The sequence below is a fragment of the Mesorhizobium newzealandense genome (assembly GCF_042682145.1).
In the GTDB taxonomy this organism is placed as follows: Bacteria; Pseudomonadota; Alphaproteobacteria; order Rhizobiales; family Rhizobiaceae; genus Mesorhizobium; species Mesorhizobium newzealandense.
This window is the reverse complement of record NZ_JBHUGZ010000007.1, coordinates 670,210-688,787: the sequence shown is the minus strand read 5'-3', so window position 1 is coordinate 688,787 and position 18,578 is coordinate 670,210. Positions and strand designations below refer to the sequence as shown.

The 18,578-nt window shown below is 61.6% G+C and carries 30 protein-coding genes; 1 reads left to right on the top strand and 29 read right to left on the bottom strand.

Annotated features, from left to right (window positions below; all coding sequences use genetic code 11):
• Positions 1-24: 24 nt before the first annotated feature.
• On the top strand, positions 25-555 hold the full coding sequence (locus ACFSOZ_RS12245) for a hypothetical protein (protein ID WP_379097718.1): 531 nt from the start codon (positions 25-27) through the stop codon (positions 553-555).
• A gap of 70 nt (positions 556-625) precedes the next feature.
• Here the strand turns inward: ACFSOZ_RS12245 and rplQ are convergent, their stop codons facing one another.
• The 29 genes from rplQ to fusA form a co-directional block, all read right to left on the bottom strand.
• Positions 626-1,057 carry a 50S ribosomal protein L17 gene (gene rplQ / locus ACFSOZ_RS12240; RefSeq protein ID WP_056588614.1) on the bottom strand — a complete coding sequence of 144 codons (432 nt, stop codon included), beginning with the start codon at positions 1,055-1,057 and terminating at the stop codon, positions 626-628.
• 39 nt (positions 1,058-1,096) lie between these two features.
• Positions 1,097-2,107 carry a DNA-directed RNA polymerase subunit alpha gene (locus tag ACFSOZ_RS12235; protein ID WP_023812081.1) on the bottom strand — a complete coding sequence of 337 codons (1,011 nt, stop codon included), beginning with the start codon at positions 2,105-2,107 and terminating at the stop codon, positions 1,097-1,099.
• A gap of 105 nt (positions 2,108-2,212) precedes the next feature.
• Positions 2,213-2,602 carry a 30S ribosomal protein S11 gene (gene rpsK / locus ACFSOZ_RS12230; RefSeq protein WP_006205444.1) on the bottom strand — a complete coding sequence of 130 codons (390 nt, stop codon included), beginning with the start codon at positions 2,600-2,602 and terminating at the stop codon, positions 2,213-2,215.
• A 126-nt stretch (positions 2,603-2,728) separates the two neighbouring features.
• Positions 2,729-3,097 carry a 30S ribosomal protein S13 gene (rpsM, locus tag ACFSOZ_RS12225; protein WP_006205445.1) on the bottom strand — a complete coding sequence of 123 codons (369 nt, stop codon included), beginning with the start codon at positions 3,095-3,097 and terminating at the stop codon, positions 2,729-2,731.
• A 191-nt stretch (positions 3,098-3,288) separates the two neighbouring features.
• Positions 3,289-3,885: an adenylate kinase gene (locus ACFSOZ_RS12220; protein ID WP_379097715.1), complete on the bottom strand. Its 597-nt coding sequence runs from the start codon at positions 3,883-3,885 to the stop codon at positions 3,289-3,291.
• Positions 3,882-5,222 (bottom strand): preprotein translocase subunit SecY, encoded by a 1,341-nt coding sequence (gene secY / locus ACFSOZ_RS12215; protein ID WP_379097713.1) that lies wholly within the window; start codon positions 5,220-5,222, stop codon positions 3,882-3,884. Before secY ends, ACFSOZ_RS12220 begins: the two co-directional genes overlap by 4 nt.
• A gap of 183 nt (positions 5,223-5,405) precedes the next feature.
• Positions 5,406-5,879, bottom strand: coding sequence for a 50S ribosomal protein L15 (rplO, locus tag ACFSOZ_RS12210; RefSeq protein ID WP_027028844.1), 474 nt, complete (start codon positions 5,877-5,879; stop codon positions 5,406-5,408).
• A 22-nt stretch (positions 5,880-5,901) separates the two neighbouring features.
• Positions 5,902-6,099 (bottom strand): 50S ribosomal protein L30, encoded by a 198-nt coding sequence (gene rpmD / locus ACFSOZ_RS12205; RefSeq protein ID WP_023736690.1) that lies wholly within the window; start codon positions 6,097-6,099, stop codon positions 5,902-5,904.
• A 24-nt stretch (positions 6,100-6,123) separates the two neighbouring features.
• Positions 6,124-6,687: a 30S ribosomal protein S5 gene (gene rpsE / locus ACFSOZ_RS12200; protein ID WP_006333394.1), complete on the bottom strand. Its 564-nt coding sequence runs from the start codon at positions 6,685-6,687 to the stop codon at positions 6,124-6,126.
• A gap of 135 nt (positions 6,688-6,822) precedes the next feature.
• Positions 6,823-7,182 (bottom strand): 50S ribosomal protein L18, encoded by a 360-nt coding sequence (gene rplR / locus ACFSOZ_RS12195; RefSeq protein ID WP_023757972.1) that lies wholly within the window; start codon positions 7,180-7,182, stop codon positions 6,823-6,825.
• An 87-nt stretch (positions 7,183-7,269) separates the two neighbouring features.
• Complete coding sequence (gene rplF, locus ACFSOZ_RS12190) at positions 7,270-7,803, bottom strand: 50S ribosomal protein L6 (RefSeq protein WP_379097710.1); 534 nt, start codon at positions 7,801-7,803, stop codon at positions 7,270-7,272.
• Positions 7,804-7,895: 92 nt separating this feature from the next.
• Positions 7,896-8,294 (bottom strand): 30S ribosomal protein S8, encoded by a 399-nt coding sequence (gene rpsH, locus ACFSOZ_RS12185; RefSeq protein ID WP_006205453.1) that lies wholly within the window; start codon positions 8,292-8,294, stop codon positions 7,896-7,898.
• 12 nt (positions 8,295-8,306) lie between these two features.
• Entirely contained in the window at positions 8,307-8,612 is a 306-nt protein-coding gene (gene rpsN, locus ACFSOZ_RS12180) for a 30S ribosomal protein S14 (RefSeq protein WP_013895695.1), read from the bottom strand.
• Between the two features lie 27 nt (positions 8,613-8,639).
• Entirely contained in the window at positions 8,640-9,239 is a 600-nt protein-coding gene (gene rplE / locus ACFSOZ_RS12175) for a 50S ribosomal protein L5 (RefSeq protein ID WP_111548980.1), read from the bottom strand.
• Positions 9,232-9,546, bottom strand: a complete 315-nt coding sequence (rplX, locus tag ACFSOZ_RS12170; protein WP_013531428.1) for a 50S ribosomal protein L24 — start codon at positions 9,544-9,546, stop codon at positions 9,232-9,234. The genes rplE and rplX overlap by 8 nt, the downstream gene beginning before the upstream one ends.
• Before the next feature lie 12 nt (positions 9,547-9,558).
• Positions 9,559-9,927 carry a 50S ribosomal protein L14 gene (gene rplN, locus ACFSOZ_RS12165; RefSeq protein WP_006205457.1) on the bottom strand — a complete coding sequence of 123 codons (369 nt, stop codon included), beginning with the start codon at positions 9,925-9,927 and terminating at the stop codon, positions 9,559-9,561.
• Positions 9,928-9,999: 72 nt separating this feature from the next.
• Complete coding sequence (rpsQ, locus tag ACFSOZ_RS12160; RefSeq protein ID WP_010909280.1) at positions 10,000-10,239, bottom strand: 30S ribosomal protein S17; 240 nt, start codon at positions 10,237-10,239, stop codon at positions 10,000-10,002.
• Between the two features lie 11 nt (positions 10,240-10,250).
• Entirely contained in the window at positions 10,251-10,451 is a 201-nt protein-coding gene (gene rpmC / locus ACFSOZ_RS12155) for a 50S ribosomal protein L29 (protein WP_006205459.1), read from the bottom strand.
• Between the two features lie 13 nt (positions 10,452-10,464).
• Positions 10,465-10,878 carry a 50S ribosomal protein L16 gene (gene rplP / locus ACFSOZ_RS12150; RefSeq protein WP_013531427.1) on the bottom strand — a complete coding sequence of 138 codons (414 nt, stop codon included), beginning with the start codon at positions 10,876-10,878 and terminating at the stop codon, positions 10,465-10,467.
• A gap of 27 nt (positions 10,879-10,905) precedes the next feature.
• A complete protein-coding gene (gene rpsC / locus ACFSOZ_RS12145; RefSeq protein ID WP_023672753.1) occupies positions 10,906-11,631 on the bottom strand; it encodes a 30S ribosomal protein S3 in 726 nt (241 codons plus the stop codon).
• A complete protein-coding gene (rplV, locus tag ACFSOZ_RS12140; RefSeq protein WP_006205462.1) occupies positions 11,631-12,020 on the bottom strand; it encodes a 50S ribosomal protein L22 in 390 nt (129 codons plus the stop codon). The genes rpsC and rplV overlap by 1 nt, the downstream gene beginning before the upstream one ends.
• A 2-nt stretch (positions 12,021-12,022) precedes the next feature.
• On the bottom strand, positions 12,023-12,301 hold the full coding sequence (gene rpsS / locus ACFSOZ_RS12135) for a 30S ribosomal protein S19 (protein WP_006205463.1): 279 nt from the start codon (positions 12,299-12,301) through the stop codon (positions 12,023-12,025).
• Positions 12,302-12,317: 16 nt separating this feature from the next.
• Complete coding sequence (rplB, locus tag ACFSOZ_RS12130) at positions 12,318-13,151, bottom strand: 50S ribosomal protein L2 (protein WP_027026960.1); 834 nt, start codon at positions 13,149-13,151, stop codon at positions 12,318-12,320.
• Between the two features lie 22 nt (positions 13,152-13,173).
• Positions 13,174-13,467, bottom strand: a complete 294-nt coding sequence (locus ACFSOZ_RS12125) for a 50S ribosomal protein L23 (RefSeq protein ID WP_379097707.1) — start codon at positions 13,465-13,467, stop codon at positions 13,174-13,176.
• Entirely contained in the window at positions 13,464-14,084 is a 621-nt protein-coding gene (rplD, locus tag ACFSOZ_RS12120; protein WP_006333366.1) for a 50S ribosomal protein L4, read from the bottom strand. Before rplD ends, ACFSOZ_RS12125 begins: the two co-directional genes overlap by 4 nt.
• The gene (rplC, locus tag ACFSOZ_RS12115) at positions 14,084-14,797 is read right to left on the bottom strand and encodes a 50S ribosomal protein L3 (RefSeq protein WP_379097705.1); all 714 of its coding nucleotides are present in this window, start codon (positions 14,795-14,797) and stop codon (positions 14,084-14,086) included. The genes rplD and rplC overlap by 1 nt, the downstream gene beginning before the upstream one ends.
• Before the next feature lie 61 nt (positions 14,798-14,858).
• A complete protein-coding gene (rpsJ, locus tag ACFSOZ_RS12110) occupies positions 14,859-15,167 on the bottom strand; it encodes a 30S ribosomal protein S10 (RefSeq protein ID WP_010909272.1) in 309 nt (102 codons plus the stop codon).
• A 69-nt stretch (positions 15,168-15,236) separates the two neighbouring features.
• Positions 15,237-16,412, bottom strand: a complete 1,176-nt coding sequence (gene tuf / locus ACFSOZ_RS12105) for an elongation factor Tu (RefSeq protein ID WP_013531404.1) — start codon at positions 16,410-16,412, stop codon at positions 15,237-15,239.
• Between the two features lie 66 nt (positions 16,413-16,478).
• The gene (gene fusA / locus ACFSOZ_RS12100; RefSeq protein WP_379078891.1) at positions 16,479-18,569 is read right to left on the bottom strand and encodes an elongation factor G; all 2,091 of its coding nucleotides are present in this window, start codon (positions 18,567-18,569) and stop codon (positions 16,479-16,481) included.
• Positions 18,570-18,578: the final 9 nt, after the last annotated feature.

Below are 18,578 nucleotides of genomic sequence, written 5' to 3'. Positions count from 1 at the left end.
GGCCCGATGTTCCATGGTATGAAAATGATCGAGATCGCCGAAGTGCTCGGCACACCTGATCACGCCGATCCAGATTATTGGACTTTCGGAAAGCTCGAGATTTCCTTTGATGACGAGGCGCCGTGCCGGATGAACTGGTTTCAAATCGAAGAAGCCGCTTACCTCGAAGGCGATTTCGAGGTTCTTACCGAGACCCTTGCGCTTTCGCTAGATGGCTTCAATGGAAACACGAAGCCATCGGAATTCCTGGCTGCAGCCTTGTGGCCGCCAGAAGAGGTCATGCTCTTCTATACCGCGGCGGGCGGCGATATCGAGCTGAACATATGTGGCGGTCCCATCCAGATTCATTTCCGGGTTGATGCGGATTTCATCGAAGATCGGGACATCGGAAAATATCTAAACAGCGTGACGGCTTCCCAATTGATCAGCGATATCGACCGTCGAACGGCGATGAACAGCATCTACTCCTACCCGCATCCGGCGGTGGAACAGATTACACAGGCGATCGATTGGAAGCCGATTGGCGGTCGAGACTATCTCGACCTTGCCCGGTAAGGGACAAAGCCCCTTCAACAACAAAAAGGGGCCAGCAGGCCCCTTTAAATTCATTCCGGAAAGCCAAGCCTTATGCGGCAGCAGCGTCCGCGTCAGTGCCTTCGGCTTCGATGCGGGCGCGGTCGCCGGCGCCCTTGGCCGAGGTGTCGCGATCGACGAACTCGATGACCGCCATGGCGGCGTTGTCGCCGTGGCGGAAGCCCGCCTTCATGATGCGCAGATAGCCGCCGTTGCGGGTGGCGTAGCGCGGGGCGATGGTGTCGAACAGGCGCTTGACGACGCCTTCATTGCCGATTTGCGCGATCACCTGGCGGCGGGCGTGCAGGTCGCCGCGCTTGCCCAGCGTCACCAGCTTCTCGACGATCGGACGCAGGTCCTTCGCCTTCGGCAGGGTGGTGACGATCTGCTCGTGCTCGAGCAGCGACACGGCCAGGTTGGCGAACATCGACTTGCGGTGGCTTATGCTGCGGGCGAACCGGCGGCCCTTAAATCCGTGGCGCATGGCTCTTCTCCTTCATTGCGGGTTCAAGAGGCCTCAGCCTCAATACTGATCTTCGTAACGCTTGGCGAGGTCTTCGATGTTTTCCGGCGGCCAATCCGGCACTTCCATGCCGAGGTGCAGGCCCATCGCCGCCAGGACTTCCTTGATCTCGTTCAGTGACTTGCGGCCGAAGTTCGGGGTGCGCAGCATCTCGGCTTCGGTCTTCTGGATCAGGTCGCCGATATAGACGATGTTGTCGTTCTTCAGGCAGTTGGCCGAACGCACCGAAAGCTCGAGCTCGTCGACCTTCTTGAGCAGCGCCGGGTTGAAGGCGAGCTCGGTGACGGCTTCGGCGGCGACTTCCTTCTGCGGCTCGTCGAAATTGACGAACAGGCCGAGCTGGTCCTGCAGGATGCGGGCGGCGAAAGCCACTGCGTCCTCGCCGGTGATCGAACCGTCGGTATCGATCGTCATGGTCAGCTTGTCATAGTCGAGAACCTGGCCCTCGCGGGTGTTCTCGACCTTGTAGGAGACCTTCTTGACCGGCGAATAGAGGCTGTCGACCGGGATAAGGCCGATCGGCGCGTCTTCGGCGCGGTTGCGGTCGGCCGGCACATAACCCTTGCCGGTATCGACGGTGAATTCCATGCGGATTTCAGCGCCTTCGTCCAGCGTGCAGATGACGTGGTCGGGGTTGAGGATCTCGACGTCGCCAACCGTCTGGATGTCGCCGGCGAGAACCGCACCCGGTCCCTGCTTGCGCACGACCATGCGCTTGGGGCCATCGCCTTCCATGCGGATGGCGATTTCCTTGATGTTCAAGACGATGTCGGTCACGTCCTCGCGCACGCCGGCGATGGACGAGAATTCATGCAGAACGCCGTCGATCTGCACGGCGGTAACAGCCGCACCGCGCAGCGAAGACAGAAGAACGCGGCGCAGCGCGTTGCCGAGCGTCAGGCCAAAGCCACGCTCGAGCGGCTCGGCGACCAGCGTGGTCAGCGTCTTCTTCTTCGACGAGAACTCGATCTTGTTCGGCTTGATCAGTTCCTGCCAATTTTTCTGGATCATGATGCTTTCCTTCCGTTGACCCGCCACCATCCAATCGTGGCGGGCGACCTGGAATGCCGTGGAGGAGCGCCCCAAGGGGCGCTCGCGCGGCGTTCGGTAATTTTCTTAGACGCGGCGCTTCTTGCGCGGGCGGCAGCCATTGTGCGGGATCGGCGTCACATCACGGATCGAGGTGATGGTGAAGCCGGCCGCCTGCAGGGCGCGCAGTGCCGATTCACGACCGGAGCCGGGTCCGCAGACCTCGACTTCGAGCATGCGCATGCCGTGTTCCTGGGCCTTCTTGGCAACGTCCTCGGCAGCCATCTGGGCTGCGAACGGGGTCGACTTGCGCGAACCCTTGAAGCCCTGGGCACCGGCCGACGACCAAGCAATCGAATTGCCCTGCGCGTCGGTGATGGTGATCATCGTGTTGTTGAAGGTCGAATTGACGTGGGCAACGCCCGACGAGATGTTCTTGCGTTCACGACGGCGAACACGAGCGGCTTCCTTGGCCATGATAGTCCTTTCAGTTGATCTCTACACCGCCGTAATGCCAGCGGCTCCACCTTGCAAAAGCGAGTAGTGAGTAGCGAATAGTGAGACGACCCCCTATTCGCTACGAGCTACCCGCTATTCGCTTACTTACTTCTTCTTGCCGGCGATCGACTTGGCCGGGCCCTTGCGGGTGCGCGCATTGGTATGCGTGCGCTGGCCGCGAACCGGCAGCGAGCGGCGGTGACGCAGGCCGCGGTAGCAGCCGAGGTCCATGAGCCGCTTGATGTTCATCGAGACTTCGCGGCGGAGGTCGCCCTCGACCTGGTAGTCGCGGTCGATGGTTTCGCGGATCTGCAGCACTTCCGCGTCGGTGAGCTGGTTGACGCGACGCTCGGCCGGGATGCCGACCTTGTCGACGATCTCCTGGGCGAACTTCTTGCCGATGCCGTGAATGTACTGAAGCGCGATGACGACGCGCTTGTTGGTCGGAATATTAACGCCGGCTATACGAGCCATGTTCTTCTCTTCTCCATGTGGGCCGGACGAACCGGCGCTATCTTAAGTTGCCCCGCGTCCGGTGGAGGCCGGCCCATGCGGGAGTTTCCAGTTCAAAGCGGCTGCCTTGCCCTTGCGGACAAGCAAAGCCGATGCCTGATAGGAAGACGGGCCGCCATACCGCAGCGAACCGCTCCCGTCAAGTGCAATCGTTAAGTTCCCCGCGTTGCGTCCTTGAGCACCGCTTCGATCTGTCCGGTCACAGCATCGATATCGGCCATGCCGTCGACGCTCCGGAGCTTGCCCTTGGCGTAGTAGTAGCCAATCAGCGGCGACGTCTTCTTGTAGTACTCCCTCAGGCGCTCCTCGAAGACGACCGGATTGTCGTCCTTGCGGACGGGCAGACCGGCAGCCTGTGCCTCGTTGGCGCGCTTGACGATACGACCGACCAGCGCCTTGTCGTCGACGACAAGTTCAACGACCGCATCGAGGCCTTGCGAGCGATCCGAAAGCATCTGCTCTACCGCGTCCGCCTGCACCAGGGTTCGCGGGTATCCGTCGAGGATGAAGCCCTTCGCGCAGTCAGCCTGATCGATACGTTCGGCGACGATGGCGTTGACGATGGCGTCGGAAACCAGCTCACCGGCATCCATCACCGCCTTGGCGCGTTTGCCGACTTCGGTGCCAGCCTGGACTGCAGCACGCAGCATGTCGCCCGTCGAGAGCTGGGGTATGCCGTGTTTTTCTACCAGTCTTTGTGCTTGTGTCCCCTTGCCCGCCCCTGGCGGCCCAAGCAATATCAACCTCATCTGGCTTTCTTCCCCCCGCGCAGCTTCGACTTCTTGATCAGGCCTTCATACTGATGCGCGATCAGGTGGCCCTGAATCTGCGCAACCGTATCGAGCGTGACACTGACCACGATCAGAAGCGATGTGCCACCAAGGTAGAATGGTACGCCAGTCGCCGAGATCAGGAACTCCGGCAGCAGGCACACCAGCACCAGATAGATGGCGCCGACGACGGTGATGCGGGTGAGAACGTAATCGATGTAATCGGCGGTGCGCTCGCCCGGACGATAGCCCGGGATGAAGCCCGAATGCTTCTTGAGCTGGTCGGCGGTGTCCTTCGGGTTGAAGACAATCGCAGTGTAGAAGAAGGCGAAGAACACGATCATTGCCGCGTAGAATGCCATGTAGAGCGGCTGGCCGTGGCCGAGCGACGCCAGGACGGTGCTCGCCCAGGCCGGCATGTTGGTCGTCTGCGAGAAGCCGGCGACGGTGGCCGGCAGCAACAGTAGCGACGAGGCGAAGATCGGCGGAATGACGCCTGACGTGTTGAGCTTCAGCGGCAAATGCGAGGTATCGCCCTGGAACATGCGGTTGCCGACCTGGCGCTTCGGATACTGGATCAGCAAGCGGCGCTGGGCGCGTTCGAAGAACACGATGAGCGCAATGACGACGACAGCCAGAACGATGATCGCCAGGATCAGGCCGGTCGACAGCGCGCCGGTGCGGCCAAGCTCCAACGTGCCGGAGATGGCGTGCGGCAGGCCGGCGACGATGCCGGAGAAGATGATCAGCGAGATGCCGTTGCCGATGCCGCGCGCGGTGATCTGCTCGCCGAGCCACATCAGGAACATGGTGCCGCCGACCAGCGTGACGACGGTCGAGATGCGGAAGAACATGCCGGGATCGCTGACGATGCCGTTGCCGCCCTCCAGGCCGACCGAAATGCCGTAGGCCTGAACCAGCGCAAGCAGCACGGTGCCGTAGCGCGTGTACTGGTTGATGACCTTGCGGCCCTGTTCGCCTTCCTTCTTCAGCGCTTCCAGCGACGGGATGACCGAGGTCATCAGCTGCATGATGATGGAGGCGGAAATGTACGGCATGATGCCGAGCGCGAAGATCGCCATGCGTTGCACGGCACCGCCGGCGAACATGTTGAACATGCCGAGCACGCCCTTGCTCTGCGAGGAGAAGGCCTGGGCGAAGGCGTCGGGATTGATGCCGGGAAGCGGGATATAGGTGCCGAGACGATAGACGAGCAACGCGCCGATGGTGAACCAGATGCGTTTCTTCAGGTCCTCCGCTTTGGCGAAGGCCGAGAAATTCAGATTCGAGGCTAGTTGTTCAGCAGCCGAAGCCATGCCTGATTCTCCGCTTGGTAACGCTTGATGGCCCTTGAGGTCAGGCGGCGCGTTTCACCGAAGCTCACGAGATAAGCTCCGGGCTCTAAACATGCAAGCGGCCGCGTTGACGCGGCCGCCCAATTGAACAGATCAAAGCGCAATCGTGAGCCAAACGGATCCCGCTCGCGCTTCAAATTGCTGTTACTCGGCAGCTGCCTTTTCGGGCAGCTTGACCGAACCGCCGGCCTTCTCGATCTTCTCGATCGCGGCCTTGGAGGCGCCGGCAACGTCAAAGGCGAGCTTCGCCTTGATCTCGCCGTCCGAGAGGATGCGCACGCCGTCCTTGACGCGGCGGATGACGCCGGCGGCGACCAGCGATTCAGCCGTCACGGTTGCCTTGGCATCGAGCTTCTTGGCGTCGATGGCCACCTGGATGCGGGCCAGCGAGACGACGGTGAAGCTCTTGGCGAAGATGTTGTTGAAGCCACGCTTCGGCAGGCGCCGGTAGAGCGGCATCTGGCCACCCTCGAAGCCGTTGATGGCGACGCCGGAGCGCGCCTTCTGGCCCTTGACGCCGCGACCGCCGGTCTTGCCGGAGCCGGAACCGATGCCACGGCCGAGACGCTTCTTGGAGTGCGTCGCGCCGTCCTTGTCACGCAGATCGTTGAGTTTCATCTGGGTTCTCCTGCGCTCTGGCTCAGCCCTCGTCCACGACGCGGACGAGATGCTGGACGGCAGCGATCATGCCGCGCACGGAGGGTGTGTCTTCCAGCGTGCGCTGCTTGTGCATCTTGTTGAGGCCGAGCCCGACCAGCGTCGCGCGCTGTTCCTTCGGGCGGCGGATCGGCGAGCCGATCTGCTCAACGGTGACGGTCTTTGTTGCTTTCTTGGCCATGGTCAAAATCCCTGGTCAGATCGACTATTCTTCAGCCGCAACGGCGGTGCCGCGGCGGGCCTGAAGGGTCGAGTACTTGATGCCACGAGCAGCAGCCACATCCTTGGGATGCATCTGGCTCTTCAGCGCGTCGAAGGTGGCGCGAACCATGTTGTAGGGGTTCGACGAACCCATCGACTTGGCGACAACGTCATGCATGCCGAGCGTCTCGAAGACAGCGCGCATCGGGCCACCGGCGATGATGCCGGTACCTTGCTTGGCAGCGCGCAGCAGCACGCGTCCGGCGCCCCAGCGTCCTTCGACGTCGTGGTGCAGGGTACGACCCGAGCGCAGCGGCACGAAAATCATGTCGCGCTTGGCCGATTCAGTTGCCTTCCGGATAGCTTCCGGCACTTCGCGCGCCTTGCCGTGACCAAAGCCGACACGGCCCTTCTGATCGCCGACGACAACGAGTGCTGCAAAACCGAAGCGACGGCCGCCCTTGACGACCTTGGCGACGCGGTTGATGTGGACGAGCTTGTCCACCATGCCGTCATCGCGTTCTTCACGATCGCGGCCGCGGCCGCCATCCCTACGTTCCTGTGCCATATCCTGTTCCTTGTTTTTTTCCGGAAGCACGGTTGCTGATAAGATCCGGCGCCTCTGTGGGTCACCGGGGGCGAAATTTATTTTTTCCTTTGCATGATCTTATCCGAAAAGTCTGCAACTTTTCGGGATCAAGCATTAGAAGCTCAAGCCACCTTCACGGGCAGCCTCGGCGAGCGCCTTGACGCGGCCGTGATAGATGTAGGCGCCGCGGTCGAAGACGACTTCCTTGACGCCGGCCTTGGTGGCGCGCTCGGCGATCAGCTTGCCGATCGCGGCGGCAGCGGCGGTGTCGGCGCCGGTCTTGAGCGAACCCTTGAGGTCCTTCTCGAGCGTCGAAGCAGCAACGATGGTGTGGCCCTTGGCGTCGTCGATGACCTGAACATAGATGTTCTTCGACGTGCGGTGGACCGACAGACGCGGGCGCTCGCCGGCGACCTTCTTTATCTGACGGCGGACGCGCTGCGCACGGCGCTGCGTGGATTCCTTGGTACCCATGATAGTCTTCCTTGCCTTCAAAAAACGGGGGCCGCCATATGCGGTAGGCGAAAGCGCCTCCCGCGACCGCTCCCCGCGGCGTTACAATTACTTCTTCTTGCCTTCCTTGCGGACGATCTTCTCGCCAGCGTAGCGGACGCCCTTGCCCTTGTAGGGCTCGGGGCCGCGATATTCGCGGATCTCGGCGGCAACCTGGCCGACCTGCTGCTTGTCGATGCCGGTCACGGTGATTTCGGTCGGCTTCGGCACAGTGATCGTGATACCGGCCGGCGTCTCGTAGACGACGTCATGGCTGAAGCCAAGTGCCAGTTGCAGGTTCTTGCCCTGCATGGCGGCGCGATAGCCGACGCCGGTGATCTCGAGCTTCTTCTCGAAGCCGTCCTTGACACCCTGCAGGATGTTGACGATCTGCGTGCGCGACATGCCCCACTTGGAGCGCGCCGTCTTGGTCTGGTCACGCGGCTGGACAGCGATCTCGCTGCCTTCCATCTTGACCAGCACTTCTTCGTTCACCACGAACCTGAGCTCGCCCTTGGGGCCCTTCGCCGTCACGGTCTGGCCGTTGACGGTCGCGGTCACGCCCTGCGGCAGCGAAACGGGTTTCTTTCCAATACGAGACATTTTGTTGTCCTCGTCACTTCTCTTGTTTCAGGTCTCTGTCTTCGGGCATGATCCCGAAGACCGGATTCCGATTTTGCCGGACACACGCCAGATCAGAAGATCTGGCAGAGGATTTCACCACCGACGTTCTGTTCGCGCGCTTCGTGGTCGGCCATCACGCCCTTCGGTGTCGAAAGGATGGCGATGCCGAGGCCGTTGGCGACGTGCGGGATCGACTTGGCCGAAACGTAGACGCGGCGGCCAGGCTTCGAGACGCGGGCGATTTCGCGCACGACCGGCGCGCCGTCGAAATACTTCAGCTCGATTTCGATCTCGGACTTGCCGTTGTCGAAGTCGGTCTGGCTGTAATCGCGGATGTAGCCTTCAGCCTTCAGCACGTCGAGGACGCGGGTACGCAGGCGCGAAGCCGGCGTCGAGACGCTCGACTTCTTGCGGCCGTAGGCGTTGCGGATGCGGGTCAGCATATCGCCGAGAGGATCGCTCAATGACATGTTATATCCTCCTTACCAGCTCGACTTGACCAGGCCCGGGATCTGGCCGTTGTTGCCGAGATCACGGAGCGCGATGCGCGATACTTTGAGCTTGCGATAGTAGGCACGCGGACGGCCGGTGACTTCGCAGCGGTTGCGGATGCGGATCTTGGCCGAGTTGCGCGGCATGGCGGCAAGCTTGAGCTGAGCGCGGAAGCGCTCTTCCATCGGCTTGGACTGATCCATGATGATCGCCTTCAGGGCAGCACGCTTGGGACCGTACTGGTCGGCAAGCTTGCGGCGCCTGTTGTTCTTCTCGACTGAGCTGGTCTTTGCCATTTCAGATTTTTCCTTTTCTCGCTGCCGTTACTGGCGGAAGGGGAAGTTGAAAGCCTTGAGCAATGCCCTGGCTTCGTCGTCCGTCTTCGCAGTCGTACAAACGATGACGTCCATGCCCCAGATCTGATCAACCTTGTCGTAGTTGATCTCCGGGAACACGATGTGTTCCTTGATGCCCATGGCGTAATTGCCACGGCCATCGAAGCTCTTCGGATTGAGCCCGCGGAAGTCGCGGACGCGTGGCAGTGCAATGTTCACGAGGCGGTCGAGGAACTCGTACATGCGTTCCTTGCGCAGCGTGACCTTGGCGCCGATCGGCATCTTCTCGCGGACCTTGAAGCCGGCAATGGAGTTGCGGGCGCGGGTGACGACGGCCTTCTGGCCGGCGATCATCGCCAGATCTTCGGCCGCGATCGAAGGCTTCTTCGAATCGCCGGTCGCTTCGCCAACGCCCATGTTCAGCACGATCTTGTCGATGCGCGGAACCTGCATCTCGTTCTCGTAGCCGAACTGCTCCTGCAGCGCCTTGCGGATGGTCTCGTTGTAGACCTGCTTGAGGCGCGGCGTGTTCTGGGCCTTGGACTGCTTGCTTTCAGCCTTGGGCTTCGTGGTTTGAGCCTTAGCCATTGATGACTTCTCCCGAGCGCTTGGCGACGCGCACCTTCTTGCCGTCCTTCTGGAAGATGAAACCGACGCGGGTCGGCTTGCCATCCTTGGGGTCGGCCAGCGCGATGTTCGACAGCTGGATCGGCGCTTCCTTGGTGATGATCCCGCCCTCTTGGGACTGGGACTGCTTCTGGTGACGACGGATCATGTTGACGCCACGCACCAGCGCGGTGTCTTCCTTCGGCTGAACCGAGAGGACTTCGCCCGAACGGCCCTTGTCCTTGCCGGCCAGCACGACGACCTTGTCGCCTTTTCTAATCTTTTGCATTGGTCCGGCTCCTTACAGCACTTCAGGCGCGAGCGAGATGATCTTCATGTGGTTCTTGGCGCGGAGTTCGCGCGGAACCGGTCCGAAGATACGCGTGCCGATCGGCTCTTTCTTGTTGTCGACGAGAACGGCCGCGTTCTTGTCGAAACGGATCACGCTGCCGTCCGGGCGGCGGATGTCCTTGGCCGTGCGAACCACGACCGCCTTCATCACATCGCCCTTCTTCACGCGGCCGCGCGGGATGGCTTCCTTGATCGACACCACGATGATGTCGCCCACGGAAGCGTATTTCCGCTTCGAGCCGCCCAGCACCTTGATGCACATGACACGACGGGCGCCGGAATTATCCGCGACGTCGAGGTTTGTTTGCATCTGAATCATGACTGGCCGCCTTCTTCTTTTCTAACGGGACGGGCTCTAAGCCCCTCCCCGGTCTGTCCAAAATTCGTTTGTTTACGCCTGGTCCGAAGACACGACGATCCAGCGCTTATCCTTGGAAATCGGCTTCGATTCCTGGATGAACACCTGATCGCCAACCTTGTGGGCGTTGTTCTCGTCGTGCGCCTTGTACTTCTTGGTCATGCGCACGGTCTTCTTCATCACGGGATGCGTGAAGCGCCGTTCGACCTTGACGACTACCGTCTTCTCGTTCTTGTCGCTGACGACGGTGCCCTGCAGAATGCGCTTTGGCATGGTTTTCGTCCTTAAGCCTTCTTAGCCGCGGACTTTTCCGCAGCGATGGTCTTGATACGCGCAATGTCCTTGCGGACCTGTCTCACGCGCGCGGTCTTCTCGAGCTGGCCGGTGGCCTTCTGGAAGCGCAGGTTGAACTGCTCCTTCTTCAGGCTGGCCAGATCGTCGGTCAGCTGGTCCTGGGTCTTGGTCCGGATGTCTTCGGCTTTCATGATCAGCCCGTCCTTATTCTGCGATGCGCTGCACGAAGCGCGTCTTGACCGAGAGCTTGGCCGCGCCGAGACGCAGTGCCTCACGGGCGGTTTCTTCATTGACGCCGTCGATCTCGAACATGATGCGGCCCGGCTTGACGCGCGCCGCCCAGTAGTCGACCGCGCCCTTGCCCTTACCCATGCGGACTTCGGTCGGCTTCGAAGTGACCGGCACGTCCGGGAAAATACGGATCCAGACGCGACCGGCGCGCTTCATTTCACGCGTGATCGCGCGGCGGGCCGCCTCGATCTCACGTGCGGTGACGCGGTTCGGCTCAAGCGCCTTCAGCCCGAAACCACCGAAATCCAGGTTGGTGCCGCCCTTTGCGGTACCATGGATACGGCCCTTGAACTGCTTGCGGAACTTTGTGCGCTTTGGCTGCAGCATCGTTCTAACTCCAAATTCCTAAATGTCTCAGGCGTTTTCGCGACGACGACCGCGTTCGCGATCACCACCACCGCCATGTGCAGCATCGCCCTCGGTCGCACGACGCTCCGAAGCCATCGGGTCGTGCTCGAGGATCTCGCCCTTGAACACCCAGACCTTGACGCCGCAGATACCATAGGCGGTATGCGCTTCGGCCGTGCCGTAGTCGACGTCCGCACGCAGCGTATGCAGCGGCACGCGGCCTTCGCGGTACCATTCCATGCGCGCGATCTCGGCGCCGCCAAGACGGCCGGCGCAGTTGATGCGGATGCCTTCGGCACCGAGGCGCATCGCCGACTGCACGGCGCGCTTCATGGCGCGACGGAAGGCGATACGACGCTCGAGCTGCTGGGCGATCGACTGCGCGACCAGGGTCGCGTCGATTTCAGGCTTGCGCACTTCAACGATGTTGAGGTGCGTCTCGGACTTCGTCATCTCCATCAGCTTCTTGCGAAGCTTCTCGATGTCGGCGCCCTTCTTGCCGATGATCAGACCCGGGCGCGCGGCATGGATGGTGACGCGGCACTTCTTGTGCGGGCGCTCGATGACGACCTTCGAGATCGCCGCCTGCTTGAGTTCCTTCTCAAGATACTTGCGGATCTTGATGTCCTCATGCAGCAGCTTGCCATACTCGCCGGTGTTCGCGAACCAGCGCGAATCCCAGGTGCGGTTGATGCCGAGGCGAAGACCGATCGGATTGACTTTCTGGCCCATTATGCGGCCTCCCCTTTTTCTTCGACTTCACGAACGACGATCGTGAGGTGCGAGAACGGCTTCTCGATACGGCTGGCGCGACCACGGCCACGGGCATGGAACCGCTTCATGACGATCGACTTGCCGACATAGGCTTCCGCCACGATCAGTGCATCGACGTCTAGGTCGTGGTTGTTTTCCGCGTTGGCGATTGCCGATTCCAGAGTCTTCTTGACCGTGCCGGAAATCCGCTTGGCCGAGAATTCGAGATCGGAAAGCGCTGTCGCGACCTTCTTGCCGCGGATCAGCGCGGCAACGAGGTTCAGCTTCTGCGGGCTGATACGGATCGTGCGCAATACGGCGCGCGCTTCGTTGTCAGCAAGCCTGCGCGGAGCTTTGGCCTTGCCCATGATTATTTCCTCTTCGCCTTCTTATCCGCGCCGTGACCGTAATAGGTCCGGGTCGGAGCGAATTCACCGAACTTGTGACCGACCATGTCCTCGTTCACCGAAACGGGAACATGCTTCTGGCCGTTGTAGACACCGAAGGTGAAGCCGACGAACTGCGGCAGGATGGTGGAGCGACGGCTCCACATCTTGATCACCTCATTGCGACCACCTTCACGAACCTTGTCCACCTTCTTGAGAAGGTAGCCGTCGATGAAGGGGCCTTTCCAAATAGAACGAGTCACTTGGCGTTACCTCTTCTTAGCTCTTGCGCTGATGGCGCGAGCGCAGGATGAACTTGTCGGTCGCCTTGTTGGACCGCGTCTTCTTGCCCTTGGTCGGCTTGCCCCAGGGCGAAACCGGATGGCGGCCACCCGAGGTGCGGCCTTCGCCGCCGCCGTGCGGATGGTCGACCGGGTTCATGGTCACGCCGCGATTGTGCGGACGCTTGCCACGCCAAACCGTGCGGCCGGCCTTGCCGTCATTGATGTTGCCGTGGTCCGGATTGGACACGGCACCGACGGTGGCCATGCAGGAGCCGTGAACGACACGCTGCTCGCCCGAGTTGAGGCGCAGGATCGCCATGCCCTGGTCACGACCGACCAGCTGGCCATAACCGCCTGCCGAACGGGCAACCTGAGCGCCTTTGCCCGGCTTCAGCTCGATGTTGTGGACGATGGTGCCGACCGGCATCGAGGCCAGCGGCATCGCATTGCCCGGCTTCACGTCGACGGCTTCACCGGACACGATCTTGTCGCCGGGAGCCAGACGCTGCGGAGCGATGATGTAGGACAGCTCGCCATCGTCATACTTGATCAGCGCGATGAAGGCGGTGCGGTTCGGATCGTATTCGATGCGCTCGACCGTGCCGACAACGTCGAACTTGCGGCGCTTGAAGTCGATGATGCGGTACGAACGCTTGTGGCCACCACCGATGAAGCGGGCGGTGATGCGACCGTGATTGTTGCGGCCGCCCGACTTGGTCAGGCCCTCGGTCAGACCCTTGACGGGCTTGCCCTTATAGAGGCCCGAGCGGTCGACGATGACCAGCTGGCGGGTGCTCGGCGTTACCGGGTTGAATTTTTTCAGTGCCATTGTTCTGTCCTCGCGGCCTTGCTCAGAGACCCGTCGCGACGTCGATCGACTGGCCGTCGGCCAGCGTCACAATCGCCTTCTTGACGTCGCTCTGGCGGCCGATCGTGCCGCGGAAGCGCTTGATCTTGCCCTTGCGGACAAGCGTGTTCACGGCCATCACCTTGACGCCGAACAGCGCTTCGACGGCGGCCTTGATTTCCGGCTTCGACGCCTTCTTGGCGACGTTGAAGACGACCTGGTTGTTCTCGGAGGCCATGGTCGACTTTTCGGTGATCGCCGGCGAGACGATCACGTCGTAATGACGAAGGTCGGTCATTTAAAGCGCTCCTCGAGAGCCTCGACGGCGGCCTTCGAAAGGACCAGCGTGCCGCGGCGCAGAATGTCGTAGACGTTGATGCCCTGGATGGGCAGCACGTCGATGTTGGGGATGTTCGTCGCCGCCAGCTTGAAGTTCTTGTCAAGCTCGGCACCGCCGATCACCAAAGCGTTGGTCAGGCCCAGCGTCGCGAAATTCGCGATCAGCGCCTTGGTCTTGGCCTCGGTCAGCTTCAGCTCGTCGATGATGATGATCGACGCGCTCTTGGCCTTGGCCGAGAGAGCATGCTTGAGGCCGAGCGCGCGAACCTTCTTCGGCAGCTCGTGCTCATGGCTACGAACGACCGGGCCGTGAGCCTTGCCGCCGCCGCGGAACTGCGGAGCGCGTGCCGAATGGTGACGAGCGCGGCCCGTACCCTTCTGCTTGTACATCTTGGCGCCGGTGCGCGCGATCTCGGCGCGGCCCTTGGCCTTGTGCGTGCCCTGCTGCTTCTTGGCGAGCTGCCAGCGCACGACTCGCTGCAGGATGTCTTCGCGCGGATCAAGGCCGAAAATCTCTTCGGAGAGTTCCACCTTGCCGGCGTCCTTGCCGCCAAGCGTTGTGATCTTGAGATCCATTATTCCGCTCCCTCTGTGGCCGGAGCCTCGTTCTTAGCAACGGCGCGGATCGCGGCAGGCTTCGGCGCATTGGCCGGCAGTGCCACCTTGGCCGCATCGCGGACCAGGATCCAGGCGCCCTTCGATCCGGGAACCGCACCGCGGATCAGGATCAGGCCGCGGTCGGCGTCGGTCGAAACGATCTCGACATTCTGCGTGGTGACGCGGGTGTCGCCCATGTGGCCAGCCATATGCTTGCCCTTGAACACCTTGCCCGGGTCCTGGCGCTGGCCGGTCGAACCGTGCGTACGGTGCGAGACCGAGTTACCGTGCGTTGCACGACCACCGCCCATGTGGTGGCGCTTGATGACGCCCTGGAAACCCTTGCCGATCGTCGTGCCCGTCACATCGACCTTCTGGCCGGGGACGAAATGCTCGACGGTGATCTCGGCGCCGACATCGATCATGTTGTCGGCGGAGACGCGAAACTCGGCGACCTTCGCCTTCGGCTCGACGGAAGCGGTCGCGAAATGGCCGCGCATCGCCTTCGACGTGTTCTTCACCTTGGCAAGGCCAACGCCGAGCTGAACGGCGGTGTAGCCATTCTTCTCCTGCGTGCGCTGCGCCACGACCTGACAGTTCTCCATCTGGAGAACGGTGACGGGAACATGTTCCCCGGCATCGTTGTAGATGCGGGTCATTCCCACCTTCTTTGCAATCACACCTGAACGCATCGGTTCAATTCCTTTAGAGTTCCGGGCCAGGGGCACCGCCCCTTACCGCGCTCTCATTCCCTTAGAGCTTGATCTCGACGTCCACACCGGCGGCCAGATCGAGCTTCATCAAAGCATCGACCGTCTGCGGGGTCGGATCGACGATGTCGAGCAGACGCTTGTGCGTGCGCATCTCGAACTGCTCGCGGCTCTTCTTGTCGACGTGAGGCGACCGGTTGACCGTAAACTTTTCGATCCGCGTCGGCAGCGGAATGGGGCCGCGGACGTTGGCACCGGTGCGCTTGGCCGTCGACACGATTTCCTTCGTCGAGGCGTCGAGCACGCGGTGATCAAACGCCTTCAGGCGGATGCGGATATTCTGTCCGTTCATGCGTCACTTCCTTGTTCTGGCGCGGCGCGGGCAACTCCTGCGCCCGCGACAGATCGGTTTAAGTCCAAATTACTCTTTGATGGTGACGACGATGCCGGCACCGACGGTGCGGCCGCCTTCACGGATAGCGAAGCGCAGCTTCTCTTCCATGGCGATCGGCACGATCAGCTCGACATCGACCGTGATGTTGTCGCCCGGCATCACCATCTCGGTGCCTTCCGGCAGCGAAACGATGCCGGTCACGTCCGTCGTGCGGAAATAGAACTGCGGACGGTAGTTGGTGAAGAACGGCGTGTGACGGCCACCCTCGTCCTTGGTCAGGATGTAGGCTTCAGCCACGAACTTCTTGTGCGGCTTCACCGTGCCCGGCTTGGCCAGAACCTGGCCGCGCTCGACACCTTCACGGTCAACGCCGCGCAGCAGCGCGCCGATGTTGTCGCCAGCCTGGCCCTGATCGAGCAGCTTGCGGAACATCTCGACGCCGGTGCAGGTCGTCTTGGTCGTCGGACGGATGCCGATGATCTCGAGTTCCTCGCCGACCTTGACCACGCCACGCTCGACGCGGCCGGTCACGACCGTGCCACGGCCCGAGATCGAGAACACGTCCTCGATCGGCATCAGGAACGGCTTGTCGAGCGGACGAACAGGCGTCGGGATGTAGGCATCAACCGCAGCCATCAGCTCGCGGATCGCGTCCTCGCCGATCTTCTTGTCGGAATCTTCCAGAGCCGCAAGCGCCGAACCCTTGACGATCGGAATGTCGTCGCCGGGGAACTCGTTCTTGGTCAAAAGCTCGCGAACCTCGAGCTCGACCAGTTCGAGCAGCTCGGCGTCGTCGACCTGGTCGACCTTGTTCAGGAACACCACGATCGACGGCACGCCGACCTGACGGGCCAGCAGGATGTGCTCGCGGGTCTGCGGCATCGGGCCGTCGGCAGCCGACACAACCAGGATCGCGCCGTCCATCTGCGCGGCACCGGTGATCATGTTCTTCACATAGTCGGCGTGGCCGGGGCAGTCGACGTGAGCGTAGTGGCGGTTGGCCGTCTCGTATTCGACATGCGCCGTCGAGATCGTGATGCCGCGCGCCTTCTCCTCAGGTGCCGCGTCGATCTGGTCGTAGCGCTTGTATTCGCCAAAATACTTCGTGATCGCTGCCGTCAGCGACGTCTTGCCATGGTCAACGTGACCAATCGTGCCGATGTTCACATGAGGCTTGTTACGCTCGAATTTACCTTTTGCCATGTGATGTCTCCAATCCTGCTCGCCCGTGCGGGCCTTGAATTAAGTTACTGCTGCAACCCGTTCGAGTTACGCGTATTTCTTCTGTACTTCCTGGGCGACCGCAGTCGGCACAGGCTCATAGTGATCGAACTGCATCGTGTAGGCCGCGCGGCCCTGGCTCATCGAACGCAGGTTGTCGACGTACTTGAACATATTGGCGAGCGGCACCATCGCGTTGATGACCACTGCCACGCCACGTGCTTCCTGGCCCTGGATCTGGCCGCGACGGCCGTTCAGGTCACCGATGACGCTGCCGACGTAGTCTTCCGGCGTCACCACTTCGACCTTCATGATCGGCTCAAGCAACTGCACGCCAAGCTTGGGTGCGGCTTCACGGAAGCACGCGCGGCCGGCGATTTCGAAGGCCAGAACGCTGGAGTCAACGTCGTGGTAAGCGCCGTCGATCAGCGTCGCCTTGACGCCAATCATCGGGAAGCCCGCGAACGGACCCGAGGTCATGACGCTGTTGATGCCCTTTTCGACACCGGGGATGTATTCCTTCGGAACGGCACCGCCGACGATCTTGGTTTCGAACTCGAATTCGCTGCTGTCCGGGTTAGGTTCGAAGACGATCTTGACCCGGGCGAACTGACCGGTACCGCCGGTCTGCTTCTTGTGCGTGTAATCCTGCTCGTGCCGGCGGGTGATCGTCTCGCGATAGGCCACCTGCGGCGCGCCGACATTGGCCTCGACCTTGAACTCGCGACGCATGCGGTCGACGATGATGTCGAGGTGAAGTTCGCCCATGCCGGAAATGATGGTCTGGCCGCTTTCCTCGTCGGTCTTGACGCGGAAGGACGGATCCTCGGCGGCCAGGCGGTGAAGCGCGAGGCCCATCTTTTCCTGGTCGTTCTTGGTCTTCGGCTCGATCGCGATCTGGATGACCGGATCCGGGAATTCCATGCGCTCGAGGATGACCGGATGCAGCGGATCGCTGAGCGTGTCGCCAGTGGTCGTGTCCTTGAGGCCAGCCAGAGCGACGATGTCGCCGGCAAAAGCCTCTTCGACGTCGGCGCGCGAGTTGGCATGCATCTGCAGCATGCGGCCGATGCGCTCTTTCTTGCCCTTCACGGTGTTGTCGACCGAGATGCCCTTGGTGAGCTTGCCCGAGTAGATGCGGGCAAAGGTGAGCGAACCGACGAACGGGTCGTTCATGATCTTGAAGGCGAGCATCGACAGTGGCTCGTTGTCGTCGGCGTGACGCTCGATCTCGGCGTCGGTCTTGGCATCGACGCCCTTGATGGCCGGAACATCGGCCGGCGACGGCAGATATTCGACGACGGCGTCGAGCAGCGGCTGCACGCCCTTGTTCTTGAAGGCCGAGCCGCAGAACATCGGGTAGAACTTCACCGCGATGGTGCCCTTGCGGATCAGCGCGCGGATCTCGTCATTCGACGGCATCTTGCCTTCGAGGTAATTCTCGAGTGCCGTCTCGTCCATTTCGACGGCGGCTTCGATCATCTTCTCGCGGTATTCCTCGGCACGAGCCTGGAGGTCGGCCGGGATCTCGACGACGTCCCAGGCAGCGCCCAGCGTCTCGTCGCGCCACACCAGCGCGTTCATCTCGACGAGGTCGACAACGCCCTTGAACTCGGTCTCGGCGCCGATCGGCAACTGCATGACGACGGCATGCGCACCGAGGCGCGAACCGATCATCTCGACCGAGCGGTAGAAGTCGGCGCCGATCTTGTCCATCTTGTTGCAGAAGATCATGCGCGGAACGCGGTACTTGTCGGCCTGGCGCCAGACGGTTTCCGTCTGCGGCTCGACACCGGCATTGGCATCGAGCAGCGCAATGGCGCCGTCGAGCACGCGCAGCGAACGCTCGACTTCGATGGTGAAATCGACGTGTCCGGGAGTGTCGATGATGTTGAAGCGGTACATCTTGCCGCTACGACCCTTCCAGAAGGTCGTGGTCGCGGCGGACGTGATGGTGATGCCGCGCTCCTGCTCCTGCTCCATCCAATCCATGGTGGCAGCGCCGTCGTGGACTTCGCCGATCTTGTGCGACTTGCCCGTGTAATAGAGGACGCGCTCGGTGGTCGTCGTCTTGCCGGCGTCAATATGCGCCATGATACCGAAATTGCGGTAGTCTTCGATTTTGTATTCGCGGGCCATGGTAGCTGC

What these genes read in the sequence shown, in the direction of transcription:
- secY (WP_379097713.1), bottom strand. Translation starts at nt 5,222, where the DNA reads ATGGCTTCGGCTGCTGAACAACTAGCCTCGAATCTGAATTTCTCGGCC.
- ACFSOZ_RS12125 (WP_379097707.1), bottom strand. Translation starts at nt 13,467, where the DNA reads ATGACCGACCTTCGTCATTACGACGTGATCGTCTCGCCGGCGATCACC.
- rplR (WP_023757972.1), bottom strand. Translation starts at nt 7,182, where the DNA reads ATGGGTACCAAGGAATCCACGCAGCGCCGTGCGCAGCGCGTCCGCCGT.
- rpmC (WP_006205459.1), bottom strand. Translation starts at nt 10,451, where the DNA reads ATGAAAGCCGAAGACATCCGGACCAAGACCCAGGACCAGCTGACCGAC.
- tuf (WP_013531404.1), bottom strand. Translation starts at nt 16,412, where the DNA reads ATGGCAAAAGGTAAATTCGAGCGTAACAAGCCTCATGTGAACATCGGC.
- rplD (WP_006333366.1), bottom strand. Translation starts at nt 14,084, where the DNA reads ATGGATCTCAAGATCACAACGCTTGGCGGCAAGGACGCCGGCAAGGTG.
- rpsQ (WP_010909280.1), bottom strand. Translation starts at nt 10,239, where the DNA reads ATGCCAAAGCGCATTCTGCAGGGCACCGTCGTCAGCGACAAGAACGAG.
- rpsC (WP_023672753.1), bottom strand. Translation starts at nt 11,631, where the DNA reads ATGGGCCAGAAAGTCAATCCGATCGGTCTTCGCCTCGGCATCAACCGC.
- fusA (WP_379078891.1), bottom strand. Translation starts at nt 18,569, where the DNA reads ATGGCCCGCGAATACAAAATCGAAGACTACCGCAATTTCGGTATCATG.
- rplP (WP_013531427.1), bottom strand. Translation starts at nt 10,878, where the DNA reads ATGCTGCAGCCAAAGCGCACAAAGTTCCGCAAGCAGTTCAAGGGCCGT.
- ACFSOZ_RS12220 (WP_379097715.1), bottom strand. Translation starts at nt 3,885, where the DNA reads ATGAGGTTGATATTGCTTGGGCCGCCAGGGGCGGGCAAGGGGACACAA.
- rplF (WP_379097710.1), bottom strand. Translation starts at nt 7,803, where the DNA reads ATGTCTCGTATTGGAAAGAAACCCGTTTCGCTGCCGCAGGGCGTGACC.
- rpsN (WP_013895695.1), bottom strand. Translation starts at nt 8,612, where the DNA reads ATGGCAAAGACCAGCTCAGTCGAGAAGAACAACAGGCGCCGCAAGCTT.
- rpsE (WP_006333394.1), bottom strand. Translation starts at nt 6,687, where the DNA reads ATGGCACAGGAACGTAGGGATGGCGGCCGCGGCCGCGATCGTGAAGAA.
- rplX (WP_013531428.1), bottom strand. Translation starts at nt 9,546, where the DNA reads ATGCAAAAGATTAGAAAAGGCGACAAGGTCGTCGTGCTGGCCGGCAAG.
- rplN (WP_006205457.1), bottom strand. Translation starts at nt 9,927, where the DNA reads ATGATTCAGATGCAAACAAACCTCGACGTCGCGGATAATTCCGGCGCC.
- rplE (WP_111548980.1), bottom strand. Translation starts at nt 9,239, where the DNA reads ATGGCTAAGGCTCAAACCACGAAGCCCAAGGCTGAAAGCAAGCAGTCC.
- rplQ (WP_056588614.1), bottom strand. Translation starts at nt 1,057, where the DNA reads ATGCGCCACGGATTTAAGGGCCGCCGGTTCGCCCGCAGCATAAGCCAC.
- ACFSOZ_RS12245 (WP_379097718.1), top strand. Translation starts at nt 25, where the DNA reads ATGATCGAGATCGCCGAAGTGCTCGGCACACCTGATCACGCCGATCCA.
- rpmD (WP_023736690.1), bottom strand. Translation starts at nt 6,099, where the DNA reads ATGGCCAAGAAAGCAACAAAGACCGTCACCGTTGAGCAGATCGGCTCG.
- ACFSOZ_RS12235 (WP_023812081.1), bottom strand. Translation starts at nt 2,107, where the DNA reads ATGATCCAGAAAAATTGGCAGGAACTGATCAAGCCGAACAAGATCGAG.
- rplV (WP_006205462.1), bottom strand. Translation starts at nt 12,020, where the DNA reads ATGGGCAAGGCCAAAGCTCCGCGCAGGCTTGCTGACAACGAAGCGCGC.
- rplC (WP_379097705.1), bottom strand. Translation starts at nt 14,797, where the DNA reads ATGCGTTCAGGTGTGATTGCAAAGAAGGTGGGAATGACCCGCATCTAC.
- rpsM (WP_006205445.1), bottom strand. Translation starts at nt 3,097, where the DNA reads ATGGCTCGTATAGCCGGCGTTAATATTCCGACCAACAAGCGCGTCGTC.
- rplO (WP_027028844.1), bottom strand. Translation starts at nt 5,879, where the DNA reads ATGAAACTCAACGATCTGCGTGACAAGGACGGCGCGACGCACTCCAAG.
- rpsJ (WP_010909272.1), bottom strand. Translation starts at nt 15,167, where the DNA reads ATGAACGGACAGAATATCCGCATCCGCCTGAAGGCGTTTGATCACCGC.
- rplB (WP_027026960.1), bottom strand. Translation starts at nt 13,151, where the DNA reads ATGGCACTGAAAAAATTCAACCCGGTAACGCCGAGCACCCGCCAGCTG.
- rpsK (WP_006205444.1), bottom strand. Translation starts at nt 2,602, where the DNA reads ATGGCCAAGGAAGCCGCTCGTGTTCGCCGTCGTGAACGCAAGAACATC.
- rpsH (WP_006205453.1), bottom strand. Translation starts at nt 8,294, where the DNA reads ATGTCATTGAGCGATCCTCTCGGCGATATGCTGACCCGCATCCGCAAC.